The organism is Arthrobacter sp. 01T419, assembly GCF_056398865.1.
Genome location: NZ_JBFTQF010000005.1, coordinates 235,318 through 250,148 on the forward strand (window position 1 = coordinate 235,318; position 14,831 = coordinate 250,148).

Genomic DNA, 14,831 nt, shown 5'->3' on the forward strand with positions numbered 1-14,831 from the left:
TCAACTTCACCTCCAAGCTTCTGTGAAAGCCCGCACCCGTCGTACCTTCGGCGGCTGCGGGCTTTTGCGTTTTCCGGCAGGATGGACACCATGACTTCCAGCGCGGCATTCCAACACCACGACCCCTTGCTCCATGGCGAGTACAAGGTCCCCGGCGGAAAGCTGGTGGTGGTTGACCTCGACGTGGTGGACGGGCAGTTCGCGCGCGTCTCATTGAGCGGCGACTTCTTCCTCGAACCGGACGAGGCCCTGCTGGACATCAACCAGGCACTCACTGGCCTCGCGGAGAGCTCGACGCCGGCCGAGATATCCGCTGCCGTCACCGCGGCGTTGCCTTCCGACGCCGTCCTGTTCGGCTTTTCGGCCGACGCCGTCGCCGTTGCGGTCCGCAGGGCACTGTCCAAGGCCACCGGCTGGGCAGACCACCAATGGGAGTTCATCCCGCCGTCCGTCCTTCCCACGCACCTGAACGTAGCCTTGGACGAGGTCCTCACCGAGCAGGTCGGGGCCGGGCTCCGCAACCCAACCCTGCGCTTTTGGGACTGGGAGGAGCCGTCAGCGGTGATCGGCAGCTTCCAGTCTTACCGCAACGAGGTGGATCCCGACGGCGTCGTTCGCCACGGCATCACGGTGGTCCGCCGCATCAGCGGTGGGGGAGCCATGTTCATGGAGGCAGGTAACTGCATCACGTATTCGCTCTACGTGCCGCAGAGCCTCGTGGATGGCATCAGCTTTGCGGACTCCTATGCCTTCCTGGACGCGTGGGTCATGGCCGCGCTGGAAAAACTGGGCATTACCGCTTTCTACGTCCCGCTCAATGACATCGCCACCGAGCAAGGCAAGATCGGAGGCGCCGCGCAGAAACGGCTCGCCAACGGCGGCATGCTGCACCACGTCACCATGAGCTACGACATCGACGCCGACAAGATGGTAGAAGTCTTGCGCATCGGCAAGGAAAAACTCTCCGACAAGGGCACCCGCAGCGCCAAGAAGCGTGTGGATCCGCTCCGCAGGCAAACCGGCCTGGCACGGACCGAGATCATCAAGGCCATGCAGGAAGTCTTCGCCGAGCGCTACGGAGCCACGGAGTCCCGCATCACCGACGCCGAATTGGCAACGGCCCGGGAGCGGGTGCAGTCAAAGTTCGGTACCGAGGAATGGCTGCACCGCGTTCCCTAACCCGCGGCTTGGGCGGTTAAGGCGCGGAACAAATGGCTCCGCTGCTCAAGGACGATGCGCCGGAGGGCCCGCGGGGCTGCCGGGTGGTTCGCAAGCCAATCGTCGGTACGCCGGAGCACCGGATGTTCCGCCGGAGCCATGCCCGGGGCGAGGTCCTGGGCCGAAGGGAAAAGACCCCGCACAATCCGGCCGGCGATCTCGATGCTCCTGGACTCCCAGACGCTTTCCAAGCAGTCGAAGTACGGTTCCGTGAACCCATCCAGGAGTCCGGACGGCGCTATGGAGAAACCTGCGATCGTCGCGCTCAGAATCTCGTTTGAGAGGGTCGTGTTGCTGACTGCGGCATCCCACGCGGCTGTCTTGACTGCGGCATCGGGGCGGGCAGCAGCGGCCAGTGCATGGCCTTCCTGTCCGGCTGCGGTGCGGTCCTTGGCAAGTTCGGCATCCAGTTCCGGCAGCCCGGCCGCTCCATTGGCTGCGAGGGCTTGCCACAGGCTCCACCGCAGATCCGAGTCCACCGTCAGGCCGTCCACCGTGACGCTCCCCGAAAGGACGCCCCGGAGGAACTCAACGTAGGAGCCATCATGGCGGGACAACTCGGCGAGAGTCCTGGCCCAGGCAAGTTGCTGGTCCGAACCTGGACCGCACGAACGCAACTGCAAAGCACTTGTTTCCAGCAGGCTCCCGCGGACCGCATCGCGATCCGTGGCCGGGACGTAGCGTTCGACGGCGGTCACTGCGTTACCCAAAACGTTCAGCAGCACGCCGATTCCCGATTCGGCGGGGGCGAAGCGCTCGACGGCGGCGACGTACAGCGCCGCCGGCGTGACGGCGTCGCGGGCTGAATCCCAGAGGGCTGTCCAGCACAACGCCCGGGCCATGGGATCACTGAGTCGGTCCAAGGCGGAACGCACTGTTGCCTCAGACGCCGCATCCAGGCGGACCTTCGCATAGCTGAGGTCTTCGTCGTTGACGAGGAGAAGGGCCGGACGCCGCCTGCCCGCCAGTTCCTCCACGGTGGTCTCGGCGCCGTCGACGTCGGTTTCGATGACCTCGGTGCGGAGCAACTCGCCGCTGCCGTCGAAGTCGTAGAGACCGATCCGGAGCCGGTGGGGGCGGTGTTCCTGGCTGCCGGTGATGGGGTCTTCGGATTCCTGGCGCAGGCTGACTGCCTCCATGACATCACTGGCCCCGGTGATCTCCGCCGTCATGGTGGAAATCCCCGAAGTCTGCAACCACTGGCGGGCCCACGCTCCAAGGTCCCGGCCCGATGCTGCGCCAAGGGCTTCGAGCAGGTCGGTCAGGGTGGTGTTGCGGTACTCGTGATCCCTGAAGTAGCGTCGCGAGCCGTCAATGAACGCTTCGAACCCGACGTAGGCAACCAATTGCTTGAGGACGGATGCACCCTTGGCATAGGTGATGCCGTCGAAGTTCTGCTTGGCAGCCTCCAGGTCGGGGATGTCCGCGACAATGGGGTGCGTCGTCGGCAACTGGTCCTGCAGGTACGCCCAGGATTTGCGCTTGTTCGCGAAATTCACCCACGCGCTGTCCCAGTCCGTGGCCCTGTCCACGCCGAGCGTGCCCATGTAGTCAGCGAAGGATTCCTTGAGCCAAAGATCGTCCCACCAGGTCATGGTCACGAGGTCGCCGAACCACATGTGGGCCATCTCGTGCATGAGGGTGTTGGCGCGGGCTTGGTACTGGGCATCCGTCGCCCGCGAGGTGAAGACGTACTTCTCCGTGAACGTGACCAATCCGGGATTCTCCATGGCACCAAGGTTGTACTCGGGCACGAACGCCTGGTCGTACTTGCCCCAGGGATACGGATAATCGAAGAGCTCGTTGAAGAAGTCCAGGCCGTTCTTCGTCAACCGGAAGAGTTCAGCGGCATCGAAGGACTCTTGCATGGATGCGCGGCAATAAAGCGCCAGTGGCACCTCAAGGCTGCTTCCGTCGTCGAGCGTCTTGCTCCAGTGGTCCGTGGCCTGGAAGTAGGGACCGGCCAACACAGTGGTGATGTAGGTGGACATCCGTTTGGTGGTGGCGAAGTCCCAGCGGCTCGTGGCCGGATCGGTGGTCAGCTGCGTCCGAGCGACCTCGGCGCCGTTGGAGGCCACCTGCCAGCCGGAAGGGGCCATGACATGGAAAGTGAATTCGGCTTTCAGGTCCGGCTGCTCGAAATTCGCGAACACGCGTCTGGCATCCGCCGGTTCGTATTGCGTGTAGAGGTAACACTCTCCGTCGGCGGGATCGACGAAACGGTGCATGCCCTCTCCGGAACGGCTGTAGAGGGCGGTTCCAGTGACCGTGACCTGGTTTTCGGCCTGGAGATTCTCCAGCCGGATCCTGTCTTCGTCTACTACTTCGGCGACGTCGAGGCCTTTTCCGTTGAGGAAGACGCTGTGGACTCCGCCGTGGATGAAATCCAAGAACGTGGAGGACCCGGGCTCGGCGGAAAAGTTGATGACGCTACGGCTCGTGTACCCCGGCACGCCGGGATCCGCTGCCTCGCGGATGTCGAGGGAGACGTCGTAGCTGTGGGTGCTGATCAGGGCGGAACGGGTAGCGGCCTCGGCGCGCGCCAGATTGTGATTCGACACCCAGCTATCTAATCATGAGCCAGACGGCGCCCAGGCCCAGCAACGCGATGAGGAACCAGGAGCCCAGGGCAACCAGCACGGCGCGGCCCCCGGTGTGCAACAGCGTGCGGACGCGCACCGCTGAGCCTAGCCCGAACAAAGCGGAGGCGAGCAGTATGTCCTGGATTCCTCCCGCGGCTTCCAGGAGTCCGGGACTGAGCCAGCCCAGCGAGCGGGTGGCCACCATGGCAATGAACCCGAGGACGAAGAGGGGAACGATCGGCGGAAACTTGCCGCCGTCGTCGTTCGCCTCACCGCCGTTGCGAGACTTCCGCCGCATCGACCATCGTTGCGTCAGGCCGGCCCCCGCAACGATGGGAGCCAGAAGGATCACCCTGCTGAGTTTAACGACGACGGCGATCGCCAGCGCCGCCGGACCGGCGGTTTGTGCCGTCGCGACGACTTGACCGACGTCGTGGACGGAGGCGCCGGTCCATGCGCCGAATTGTTCCGGGCTCAACCCCAAAGGGTGCATGAGCAGGGGCAGGACGCCGATGGCGAGCGTACCGCACAGCGTCACCAAGGCAACGGGCAAGACCGTGTCCTGGTGCTTGATGCGGCGCACCGCGGCCATGGCTCCGATTGCCGAGGCGCCGCAGATAGAGAAGCCCGTTGCAATCAGCAGGGCACCCTCCCGGGGAAGCTTCACCAACCGGGCGAGCCCATACGTGCCGGCGAAACTCAGCAGTACGACGGCGGCAATCAGGACAAGCGCAAACCAGCCAAGGTCAAGACCATCGACAACGCTCACCTTCAAGCCCAACAGGACGATGCCTGCCCGCATGTGGTGCTTGCCGGCGAAGTCCAGGCCCGGACGGGCGCGTCCGGCGGCCCATGCCGCCGTGCCCGGTATATTTGCAGCTAACAAACCCAGCGCTACGGCCGCTGTCATGGCAGGGATAGGGGGAAGCAGGGCATGGACAATGAACGCAAGTCCAGTTGCCGCCACTGCCATGACAATCCCGGCTCCCCATCGGGAGACGGATGCCGGAAGACGCTTGGGGTGCATTCGTCAACCTTGATGCATGCAAGCGGTGAAATGCGAACCGGTGCACACTTGGTGTCGCAACATGCAGAGCGCGAAATGCGTTCGTAATCGAAAAGGTGATTGTCTGAGTCCCATGTCAGAGCTATTCCGGGATTACTCCGAGGCCGCCGCCCGTTCCGGCGCCTACGACGAAATGTTCGCCCCAGGCACGGTTGCCCGAAAATCGTACGGCCAAGTGGACGGCGCACTCCGCGAGCTTTCGCTTGCCGATGTGAGCGCGCGTGCCGAGTCGATGGCGCGGACCTTCTTGGACCGGGGCGTGACCTTCGATTATGCGGGCGAGGAGAGACCGTTCCCGCTGGATATCGTTCCGAGGGTGATTCCGGCTGACGAGTGGGATGTTCTTGAACGGGGGGTCAAACAGCGCGTGCGTGCGTTGGAAGCTTTCCTGGACGATGTCTACGGGCGGATGGCGGTGGTCGCGGACGGTGTAGTGCCGCGAGCGTTGGTGACCACGAGTGCGCATTTCCACCGGGCAGTGCATGGTTTCGAGCCGGCGGGCGGCGTGCGCGTACACGTGTCCGGTATCGACGTGGTCCGTGATGCGGCGGGCACGTTCCGGGTGCTCGAGGACAACGTGCGTGTCCCTTCCGGGGTGTCCTACGTGTTGGAGAACCGGCGGGCGATGGCAAAGGGTTTGCCGGAGGCGTTCGGGCAGCAGCACATCCGTCCGGTCGAGGAATACCCGCGCCGCTTGCTTTCGGCATTGCGCAAGACGGCGCCCTCCGGGGTGGATGACCCCACGGTGGTGGTGTTGACCCCCGGGGTGTTCAACAGCGCCTATTTCGAACACACCCTGTTGGCCGGGTTGATGGGCGTTGAACTGGTCGAGGGCAGGGACCTGATCTGCCGCGGAAACCGGGTATACATGCGCACCACCGCCGGTGAGCAGCGCGTGGACGTGATTTACAAGCGGATCGACGACGAGTTCCTGGATCCCTTGCAGTTCCGCTCCGATTCCATGCTGGGGTGTCCTGGACTGGTGAACGCGGCCCGGGCAGGCGGGGTGACGATCGCAAACGCCGTAGGGAACGGGGTGGCTGATGACAAGCTGGTCTATTCCTATGTGCCTGACCTGATCCGGTACTACCTCCACGAAGAGCCGGTGATCGCCAATGTGGAGACCTTCCGGCTGGAAGAGAAAGAAGCACGCGAGCAGGTCCTCGACCGGCTTGAGGAACTCGTGGTCAAGCCGGTGGACGGGTCCGGGGGCAAGGGCCTGGTGATCGGCCCGGATGCTTCACGGGACGAACTGGATGCTTTGCGGAAGCGAGTGCTGGCGGATCCGCGCGGCTGGATCGCCCAGCCTGTGTTGCAGCTTTCTACCGTGCCCACCCTCTCGGGAGACCGCTTCGGCCCCCGGCACGTGGACTTGCGTCCGTTCGCGGTCAACGACGGCGACGACGTCTGGGTGCTGCCCGGCGGGCTGACCCGGGTGGCCCTGAAAGAAGGTTCGCTGATCGTGAACTCTTCCCAAGGCGGTGGCTCCAAGGACACCTGGGTTCTCTCGGACTCCCCGCAACTGCCCGCCGTCGAGCTGCCCCGGTCCTCCATCACGGTCCGTGAACAGGTCTCGGTCTGGCCCGTCGAAAGCAACTGGCGGGACCGCCAATCGGACCAACAGCAGTGATCCGTCACGTCATGATGCCGGAGCAGGACACATTCATCGTCACAACGCAGGACCCGAAGGAGGCACAGCCCCATGCTGAGCCGTATTGCTGAATCCCTTTTCTGGATCGGCCGTTATGTGGAGCGGGCCGACGGGACGGCCAGAATCCTGGACGTTCACCTCGAACGCCTGAACCACCTGCCGCTCGAGGAGCAACGCAGCGTGGCGAGGGAACTCCTTGCTGTCATGGGAGCCAGGCCGCAGAGTGAGGAATTCGGCTTGCCGGAGCTGCTTCACGCCCTCGCCTACGACAAGACGAGTGCCACGTCCATTGCAGGTTCGTTGGCGGCTGCGCGTGAGAATGCGCGGCGGGCACGCGAGACCGTGTCATCTTCATTGTGGGAGAGCCTCAACACCACGTACTACGGGCTGAACCAGCACCGTAAAGACGTCGTGGGTACGTATCGTTTCTGCAACTGGGTGCTGGAACGCACCGCCATGGTCAGGGGCCTCGCGGACACTACGGTGAGCCACGACGAAAGTTGGCTCTTCCTCGTCCTGGGCCGCTCGCTCGAACGTGCCGACATGACCGCACGCATGCTGTCCACGCGGGATGTCCTCTCCGCAGGAATGTCCTGGGTGAACATGCTGCGCTGCGCTGGTGCCTACGAGTCGTTCCTGCGGACCCGCCGTGCGGCCTTCGGGGACCAGCACGCTGCCGAGTTCCTCCTGTTGGACCGTTTGTTCCCACGCTCCATCGTCTTTGCCCTGCGCGACGCCGACGAGTGCCTCGCCAAGTTGGATCCCTCCGCGCAGCGGGTGGGCTTCATCAATGACGCCCGCCGGATCGTTGGCCAGGCCCGCACTTTCCTTGAGTTCCACCGCACGGACGACCTCATGTCCGAGCTGCCCGAACACATGGACCGGGTGCAGAAGGCGGTAACGCAGGCCTCTGACGCGATTTCCCGTAAGTACTTCAATCAGGCGGATGAACTTGCCTGGGTGGGAGAAGTTTCATGACCCGACTGAGCATCGTCCACAAAACGGCTTACAAGTACAACCGCCGCGTGACTCTGTCATACAACGAGGCGCGCATGACGCCGTTGACCGATCCGCAACAGGTGGTCCTTGAATCCTCACTGAAGATCACGCCGTCGCAAGCTGCCGTGAGCACCTACCGTGATTATTGGGGCACACGCGTGACAGCCTTCGACATGCAAATGCCACACGAGCGCCTCGAAGTCGTGGCCACCGCCACTGTGGAAGTCCATCGGGTGGAGCGAGTGGCCCTGGACGAGGAGATTGTTGGCTGGGATGTGATGGGCTCGGAAGAGATCCGGGACCAGTTCAGTGACTGGCTGCCGCAATCGCAGCTCAGCGGACCCGGTGACGAAGTCTTAGGCATCATTCCCCCAGTCGTCACCGACAAGAACCCGCACGAGACGGCCATGGCGATCTTCGAATGGATGCGCGGCGAAATGAGCTACGTGAAAGGCACCACGGGTGTCACCACGAATGCCGAAGAGGCCTGGAACCAGCGCCAAGGAGTCTGCCAGGATCTCGCCCATTTGGCCATCGGATCGCTTCGCAGCTGCGGCATTCCCGCGAGGTACGTGTCCGGCTACATCCATCCGCGTCCCACCGCAGAGATCGGCGAAACGGTGGCTGGCCAATCCCATGCTTGGTTGGAATGGTGGGACGGCGAATGGCGTAGCTGGGACCCCACCAACCACAAGCCTGCCGGAGATTTCCACGTCACCGTGGCGCGGGGCCGTGACTACCGGGATGTTCCTCCCCTTAAGGGCATCCTGTCCGGCGGCGGCGGCTCAGGCCTGACCGTGACTGTCGAGATCACGCGACTCACCTAGCCGGCCCGCGGCCCTCCCTCTGGATTTACCAGGGGGAGGGCTTATAGTCCTTCAGAAACACTCCGTACTGGTCTTCGCCGTTTTCGCCCATGACGATGGGATCGTAGACACGAGCCGCTCCATCCACCAGATCAAGGGGTGCGTGGAAGCCTTCCTCCATGAGACGGACTTTGGTGTAATGCGGGCGTTCGTCCGTGATCCACCCGGTGTCGACGGCGGTCATCAGGATCCCGTCGCTGTCCAGCATCTCCTGTGCGCTAGTTCGGGTCATCATGTTCAACGCAGCCTTCGCCATGTTGGTGTGCGGGTGCCCGGGGCCCTTGTATGCGCGGGAGAACTGCCCCTCCATGGCCGAGACGTTCACGATGTACTTGCGGTGGGCGGTGGAGCGCCTCATCGCCCCGCGGAGCCTGCTGACCAGGAGGAACGGCGCCGTCACGTTGCAGAGTTGAACCTCAAGCATCTCCAATGGATCGACTTCGTCTACCACTTGGGTCCAGCTGTTGATGGTCGCAAGGTCGGGAACCAAGCCTCCGGCGTCGATCGCGGTGCCCGTAGCGATTCGCTCCAGCGAGGCGGACCCCGTGGACAATGCGAGCGAGGTAATCGCATCCCCGGCGAGCACGGGATGTTCGGTAACGCTCTGGGTGATTGCCAGGGGATGCTTGTCGTGCGCGTGGCCGAATGTGACCAGCTCCGGACCGCCATTGGCTGCTTGCAAGGCTTCCGGCAGTGGCTCGTCCTCGGCATCCACCAGCGGCTTGTACGCATTCCCGGAACGCCGGACTGTTTGGGCGGCGTTGTTGATGATGATGTCGAGTGGGCCGGCTTCGTTGAGGGAGTCCGTGAGCGCCATGACCTGCGAAGGGTCCCGGAGGTCGATGCCCACAATCCTGAGCCGGTGCAACCAGTCCGCACTGTCCTCCATGGCGGCAAAGCGGCGCGCCGCGTCCTTGGGGAAGCGAGTGGTAATGGTGGTGTGTGCGCCATCGCGGAGCAGGCGCAGGGCGATGTACATGCCGATCTTGGCGCGCCCACCCGTGAGGAGGGCACGGCGTCCGCTGAGGTCCGTGCGGGCATCGCGCTTACTGTGGCTGAAGGCGGCACATTCCGGGCACAACTGATGGTAGAACGCGTCTACTTGCGTGTAGTGCTGCTTACAGATGTAGCAGGGCCGAGACCGGATGAGGTGGCCGGCGATTTCGCCGGTGGCCGAGGTAGCCAGCTTGTTGCCCCGGGTCTCGTCGTCGATCCTGTCCGGGGCTGCGGTGGCGGTCAGTGCGATGACAGCGCGGTCGGCTTCCGCGATCTCGTCCCGTTTGGTGACCCGGCGATGGCGCTTGACGGCCTTGAACATCTTTCCCGTGGCACGACGGATGGCGACGTAGTCCGGGTGCTCCTCGTCGTAGGCGTGGATGGTATTCAAGACCTTGAGGCAGGCCTGGATCTCTTCAGGCGTCAAATCGGCGGGGCTCATTGGCTCAATTTTACAGGGTCGGGCACAGCAAAGCCTCCCCGACGACTGAGGCTGGATGCCTGCTGTCGCCGGGGAGGCCGGGGAGCCGTCCGGGTTCCGGGTCAGACCTCTACCGAGGAAGCCTGGATTTTCGTAACCTGCTCCGCGGAGTCTCTGATGTCGGGGAACTTCTCCGTGGCAGCTTTGATCGCCTCCGGCACCGACCGGCGGTGCTCGGCTGCCAAGGCGAGCTCGGAAGCGTCAGGCTCCGGTACCACCTGACCCTTGGCGAGTACGGTGATTCCGGATTCGGTGACCTTGAAGCCGCGGGCACGGTCGAGATCGGGGTCCAAGCCAATGGCGGCCCCGGCAGGGACTTTCACGTTCTTGTCGATGATGGCTCGCTTGACCACGGCGCCTTCACCGATGCGCACCTTGTCCATCAGCACCGAGTCCTGGATCCTGGTGGCCGGTCCAACGTAGACATCGTTGGAGAGGACGGAGCCCTCCACGATTCCTCCTGAGATCACCGAGCCACTGGCCACGATGGAGTCCAAAGCGGTGCCGACCGTATTGTTGTCGCCCCGGACAAACTTGGCCGGCGGTGAAATGCTCTGCCTGGTGTAGATGGGCCATTCCGAGTTGTACAGGTTGAACACGGGGACCGGGGAAATCAGGTCCATGTGGGCGTCGTAGAAGGAATCGATGGTTCCAACGTCGCGCCAGTAGGTGCGGTCGCGGTCGGTAGATCCGGGAATGTCGTTGAGCGTGAAGTCGTAGACGCCGGCCTCACCCTGGGACACGAAGTAGGGGATGATGTCGCCGCCCATGTCGTGTTTGGTGTCCAGGCGCTCAGCATCGATGCGAAGTGCTTCCACCAGTGCGTCGGCATCAAAGACGTAGTTGCCCATGGAGGCAAGGAATTGCGTGGGGTCGGCGGCAAGGCCTTCGGTCTCAGCGGGCTTTTCCACGAACGCCGAAATCTTCTGGGGATCGTTTTTGTCGACCTCGATCACGCCAAACTGGTTGGCCATGTTCAGCGGCTGCCGGACGGCCGCAACTGTGGCCTTGGCTCCGCTGGCCACGTGCTGTTGAACCATCTGCTGGAAGTCCATGCGGTAGACGTGGTCCGCTCCGACCACCACCACGATGTCCGGGTTGGCGTCGTGAATCAGGTTCAGGGACTGGTAAATGGCATTCGCGCTGCCGAGGAACCAGCTCTTGCCCACGCGCTGCTGGGCGGGAACCGAGGCAACGTACCTGCCCAGCTGGGTGGACATCCTCCAGGTCTCGGAAATGTGGCGGTCAAGACTGTGCGACTTGTATTGGGTCAACACCACGATCTGCAGGTACCCGGAATTGACCAGATTCGAGAGAGCGAAATCGATCAAACGATAGCCTCCCGCAAACGGCACCGCAGGTTTGGCCCTGTCTGCCGTCAATGGCATAAGGCGGTTTCCTTCGCCGCCAGCCAACACAATTGACAATACTTTCTTCAACGCCATGGTGTTTGTTCTCCCTGTACGTCTTTGTAGCCCCCGAAAAAAGCCCGGGTTGCCGGACCCTTTCACACTAGAACACATACTCCGGAAGGACTACGTTAGGTAGCGTGCGCGTAGACATTGTGACTAAAGAGTTTCCACCCGAAATCTATGGAGGGGCCGGCGTGCATGTTGCCGAGCTCAGCCGCGTCCTGGCAAAACATGTGGATCTGCAGGTGCGCGCCTTCGGCGCGCCCCGTGATGCGGATTTCCACGGTGCAAAGGTGACGTCTTATTCCACACCTGAGGATCTGGGTACGGCCAATGCCGCCCTGCAGACCCTCGGGGTGGATTTGCGCATCGTGCCGGACATCGCCGGAGCGGACCTGGTCCATTCCCATACCTGGTACGCCAACATGGCCGGCCACCTGGCGTCGCTGTTGCATGGAATACCCCATGTGCTCAGTGCCCACAGCCTGGAGCCGCTGCGGCCGTGGAAAGCGGAGCAGTTGGGCGGGGGCTACGCTCTGTCCTCTTGGGTTGAAAAGACAGCCTACGAGGCCGCAGCAGCCATCATCGCGGTCTCGGACGGCATGCGGCAGGACATCCTACGCAGCTATCCCGACGTTGACCCCGCCAAGGTCCGTGTGGTCCACAACGGCATCGACGTCGACATGTGGCAGCCCGACGAGGGCGAGGACGCAATTCGTGCCCTGGGCATCGACCCCGACAAGCCCAGTGTGGTCTTTGTTGGGCGCAACACGCGCCAAAAGGGTGTTCCGTACCTCCTGAGGGCCGCTGCCAGCTTGCCGGAGGGTGTGCAACTTGTGTTGTGCTTGGGAGCCGCGGATACGCCCGAACTCGCCGCAGAAACGGCCAGGCTTATCGAGGAGCTGCAGAGCAAGCGAGAGGGTGTGCTGCTGATCGAGCGCATGCTTCCGCGCCACGAACTCATCCAGGTCCTCAGCCATGCCACGGCATTTGCCTGCCCGTCGATCTACGAGCCCCTCGGCATCGTCAACCTCGAAGCCATGGCGTGCGGTGCGGCCGTGGTTGCTAGTGCCACGGGCGGTATCCCCGAGGTTGTTCAGCACGGCGAAACCGGACTCCTCGTGGAGCTAGAGCAGGTAACGGACGGTACCGGAACCCCGCTCGATCCCGAGAAGTTTGTCGCCGATTTTGCCGCGGCCCTCAATGAGGTCGTCTCCGATCCTGCGCGCGCCAAGCTTATGGGTGCCGCCGGCCGCGTCCGGGCGGAACAGCATTTCTCCTGGGAGTCGATCACCGAAACTACCCTTGAGGTCTACCGTTCGGTCATCGCCTCCTGACAACTGGAGCCACTTGGGAAGAACGACGTGGGCGCCGCACTCCCGCTGAGGGGTGCGGCGCCGTCGTCGTTAAGGAGGATTCCTCAAATGTTCACCGGCCGGCCACGGCGGGATGCTAGCCGGACTTCCTTCCCTTCAATGCAAGCAGGGTCTTCTCCTCGGCTGGAGCGTTGCCACTGGCTCGTTGTGCCTGGAAATAGCTACGGGCTTCGTCCTGACGCTCCTTCTCGGCTCCGGACGCGATGGCCGCCCGCAGGTGCTCCGGACCGTAGCCGAAGGAATCAACGAGGTCCAGCGCGTGGGGACGGATCTTGACGAGCAGCCGGTTGATGTAGGCACCCACTGTGCGCCCGCGCTGCATGGAAAGGCGGCCGTTCATGAGGTACCAAGACAAGTGCTTTTCGATGAGCGAGAGGCCAAAGAGATCGCGAAGCCATGTCAGCACGCGAAGCGTGCCGGGATCGCTGATCTTGCCGAGGGCTTCCGTGAACGCTTCCCATTGCAAGAGTTCGGCGTGTGCCTGCGCGGCGTCGATCAGATCGTCTTGGTGTTGGTTGAAAAGGGCGGCGGCCTGGTGCTGTGGAAGCTTGTTCGCGCCCTTGAGCGCCGAACCGACCTCCGCCACCATCGATTGCACCCGGTCGGTCAGTAGCGTGCGCTGGCCTTCTTCGTCACGCAAGGCCAATGCTGCCTTCTGAACGGATCCCGTGTCAGCGACGAACTGTGCCACCTGCCGGAGCCCGGTGCGGTTGATCGCGACGTCCGCTGCCTGGGCTGCTACGAAACGAGCCAGTACGCCGAAGTCCACATTGCGGAACTCCTTGGCGTAGTCGGCCAGCAGGCGCTTCGCGACGAGTTGGAGCAGCACGGTGTTGTCGCCCTCGAAGGTGGCATAGACATCCAGGTCTGCGCGGAGCGAGGCGAAGCGGTTTTCGATGAGGAATCCGGCGCCGCCGCAGGCCTCACGGCATTCCTGGAGGGTGTCGAGAGCGTGCCAGGTGCTCAAGGGCTTAAGCGCTGCTGCGAGGGTCTCCAGGTCTTGGCGGTCCGCGTCGGTGTCGTGCCGGCCGGAGAAGACGTCGTCGAATTTTTCGAGCAACTGTTCGTGCGCGAAACTTGCCGCAAACGTGGTGGCAAGCCGGGTGAACAGTCGGCGCTGGTGGCGCTGGTAGTCCAGCAGGACCTCCTCGTCAGTGGGAGAGGATGCGTTGAACTGACGCCGTTCGGTGGCGTACCGGATGGCGGTCGTCAGGGCCACCTTGCTCGCGGCGACTGCGGCGCCGTCGAGGGATACGCGGCCCTGCACGAGCGTGCCGAGCATCGTGAAGAAGCGGCGGCCCGGGCTGGCGATCGGGGACGTGTATTGTCCGTCGGGGGAGACGTTGCCGTAGCGGTTGAGCAGGCTGGTGCGGGGGATGCGTACATCGCTGAAGTGAAGCCGGCCATTGTCGATGCCGTTGAGGCCGCCTTTGACGCCGTCATCCTCGCCCCCGATTCCGGGAAGGAACTCTTTGGTGTCCGGGTCCCTGAGCGGAACGTAAAACGCGTGGACGCCATGGTTCACATTGCGGGTCACCAATTGGGCGAACACGACGGCGGCCAGGCCGTCTACGGCCGCGTTGCCGATGTAGTCCTTCCACGCCGCACGGAACGGCGTGTTGATGACGAACTCCTGTGTGGCCTCGTCGTAGGTGGCTGTTGTCGCGATACTGGCGACATCGGAACCATGTCCGGTTTCGGTCATGGCGAAGCAACCGGGGATCTCCAGGCTCATGATGCCCGGCAGCCAGTTGTTGTGGTGTTCCTCGGTGCCGAGGTGCATGACGGCGGAACCAAACAGCCCCCACTGGACGCCGGCCTTGATCTGCAATGAAGGATCGCCGGTGACGAGTTCCTCGAAGCCTGCGATGTTGCCACCGTGATCGTCCGAACCGCCCAAACTGGTGGGGAAAGCCCGGTGCACGGCGTTGTTGTCGACGAGGTACTTCAGCTGCCCGAACACACGCTTGCGGTGCTCGGTATGCGTCAGGCCTTCGATCTTGTGTACCTCAGGGCGACCGGCGAGGTCGCGCGCCGTGCGCCGGATGTGGGCCCACTTGCCCAGCAGCAGTTCGCCGAGCGCCGCTACATCAACTACGGGTGCTCCGGGCTGTGTGGTTGCAGCGGTTCCTGCGGGCTCCCGGGTGCTGGAGGGGGTGCGATCCACTACTTCAGTCATGGTGA

At 63.3% G+C, this 14,831-nt stretch carries 10 protein-coding genes; 5 read left to right on the forward strand and 5 right to left on the reverse strand.

The window, feature by feature from the left end; genetic code table 11:
- The first annotated feature begins 81 nt into the window (after positions 1 to 81).
- Positions 82 to 1,179 carry a lipoate--protein ligase family protein gene (locus AC1DLO_RS10170; protein WP_476889650.1) on the forward strand — a complete coding sequence of 366 codons (1,098 nt, stop codon included), beginning with the start codon at positions 82 to 84 and terminating at the stop codon, positions 1,177 to 1,179.
- Here AC1DLO_RS10170 and pepN read toward each other — a convergent pair.
- Positions 1,176 to 3,779, reverse strand: a complete 2,604-nt coding sequence (gene pepN, locus AC1DLO_RS10175; protein WP_476889651.1) for an aminopeptidase N — start codon at positions 3,777 to 3,779, stop codon at positions 1,176 to 1,178. The two genes, AC1DLO_RS10170 and pepN, sit on opposite strands and share 4 nt — an antisense overlap.
- A gap of 4 nt (positions 3,780 to 3,783) precedes the next feature.
- Entirely contained in the window at positions 3,784 to 4,827 is a 1,044-nt protein-coding gene (locus AC1DLO_RS10180) for a YeiH family protein (protein WP_476889652.1), read from the reverse strand.
- Positions 4,828 to 4,939: 112 nt separating this feature from the next.
- On the opposite strand from AC1DLO_RS10180, the gene AC1DLO_RS10185 reads away from it, so the two are divergent.
- The 3 genes from AC1DLO_RS10185 (at position 4,940) to AC1DLO_RS10195 (ending at position 8,343) form a co-directional block, all read left to right on the forward strand.
- On the forward strand, positions 4,940 to 6,496 hold the full coding sequence (locus AC1DLO_RS10185) for a circularly permuted type 2 ATP-grasp protein (protein WP_236811067.1): 1,557 nt from the start codon (positions 4,940 to 4,942) through the stop codon (positions 6,494 to 6,496).
- Between the two features lie 72 nt (positions 6,497 to 6,568).
- Complete coding sequence (locus AC1DLO_RS10190) at positions 6,569 to 7,495, forward strand: alpha-E domain-containing protein (RefSeq protein WP_476889653.1); 927 nt, start codon at positions 6,569 to 6,571, stop codon at positions 7,493 to 7,495.
- Positions 7,492 to 8,343, forward strand: a complete 852-nt coding sequence (locus tag AC1DLO_RS10195; protein WP_476889654.1) for a transglutaminase family protein — start codon at positions 7,492 to 7,494, stop codon at positions 8,341 to 8,343. Before AC1DLO_RS10190 ends, AC1DLO_RS10195 begins: the two co-directional genes overlap by 4 nt.
- Before the next feature lie 25 nt (positions 8,344 to 8,368).
- Here the strand turns inward: AC1DLO_RS10195 and AC1DLO_RS10200 are convergent, their stop codons facing one another.
- Entirely contained in the window at positions 8,369 to 9,820 is a 1,452-nt protein-coding gene (locus tag AC1DLO_RS10200) for an SDR family oxidoreductase (RefSeq protein ID WP_476889655.1), read from the reverse strand.
- Positions 9,821 to 9,921: 101 nt separating this feature from the next.
- Positions 9,922 to 11,304 carry a glucose-1-phosphate adenylyltransferase gene (glgC, locus tag AC1DLO_RS10205; RefSeq protein WP_476889656.1) on the reverse strand — a complete coding sequence of 461 codons (1,383 nt, stop codon included), beginning with the start codon at positions 11,302 to 11,304 and terminating at the stop codon, positions 9,922 to 9,924.
- A gap of 104 nt (positions 11,305 to 11,408) precedes the next feature.
- Between glgC and glgA the strand changes: the two genes are divergently transcribed.
- Complete coding sequence (glgA, locus tag AC1DLO_RS10210; protein ID WP_476889657.1) at positions 11,409 to 12,608, forward strand: glycogen synthase; 1,200 nt, start codon at positions 11,409 to 11,411, stop codon at positions 12,606 to 12,608.
- Between the two features lie 115 nt (positions 12,609 to 12,723).
- Here the strand turns inward: glgA and AC1DLO_RS10215 are convergent, their stop codons facing one another.
- Entirely contained in the window at positions 12,724 to 14,826 is a 2,103-nt protein-coding gene (locus AC1DLO_RS10215; RefSeq protein WP_476889658.1) for an acyl-CoA dehydrogenase family protein, read from the reverse strand.
- Positions 14,827 to 14,831 lie beyond the last annotated feature (5 nt).

Coding starts and splice junctions, on each gene's coding strand:
- AC1DLO_RS10170 (WP_476889650.1), top strand. CDS start 82: ATGGACACCATGACTTCCAGCGCGGCATTCCAACACCACGACCCCTTG.
- AC1DLO_RS10180 (WP_476889652.1), bottom strand. CDS start 4,827: ATGCACCCCAAGCGTCTTCCGGCATCCGTCTCCCGATGGGGAGCCGGG.
- AC1DLO_RS10185 (WP_236811067.1), top strand. CDS start 4,940: ATGTCAGAGCTATTCCGGGATTACTCCGAGGCCGCCGCCCGTTCCGGC.
- AC1DLO_RS10190 (WP_476889653.1), top strand. CDS start 6,569: ATGCTGAGCCGTATTGCTGAATCCCTTTTCTGGATCGGCCGTTATGTG.
- AC1DLO_RS10195 (WP_476889654.1), top strand. CDS start 7,492: ATGACCCGACTGAGCATCGTCCACAAAACGGCTTACAAGTACAACCGC.
- AC1DLO_RS10200 (WP_476889655.1), bottom strand. CDS start 9,820: ATGAGCCCCGCCGATTTGACGCCTGAAGAGATCCAGGCCTGCCTCAAG.
- glgC (WP_476889656.1), bottom strand. CDS start 11,304: ATGGCGTTGAAGAAAGTATTGTCAATTGTGTTGGCTGGCGGCGAAGGA.
- AC1DLO_RS10215 (WP_476889658.1), bottom strand. CDS start 14,826: ATGACTGAAGTAGTGGATCGCACCCCCTCCAGCACCCGGGAGCCCGCA.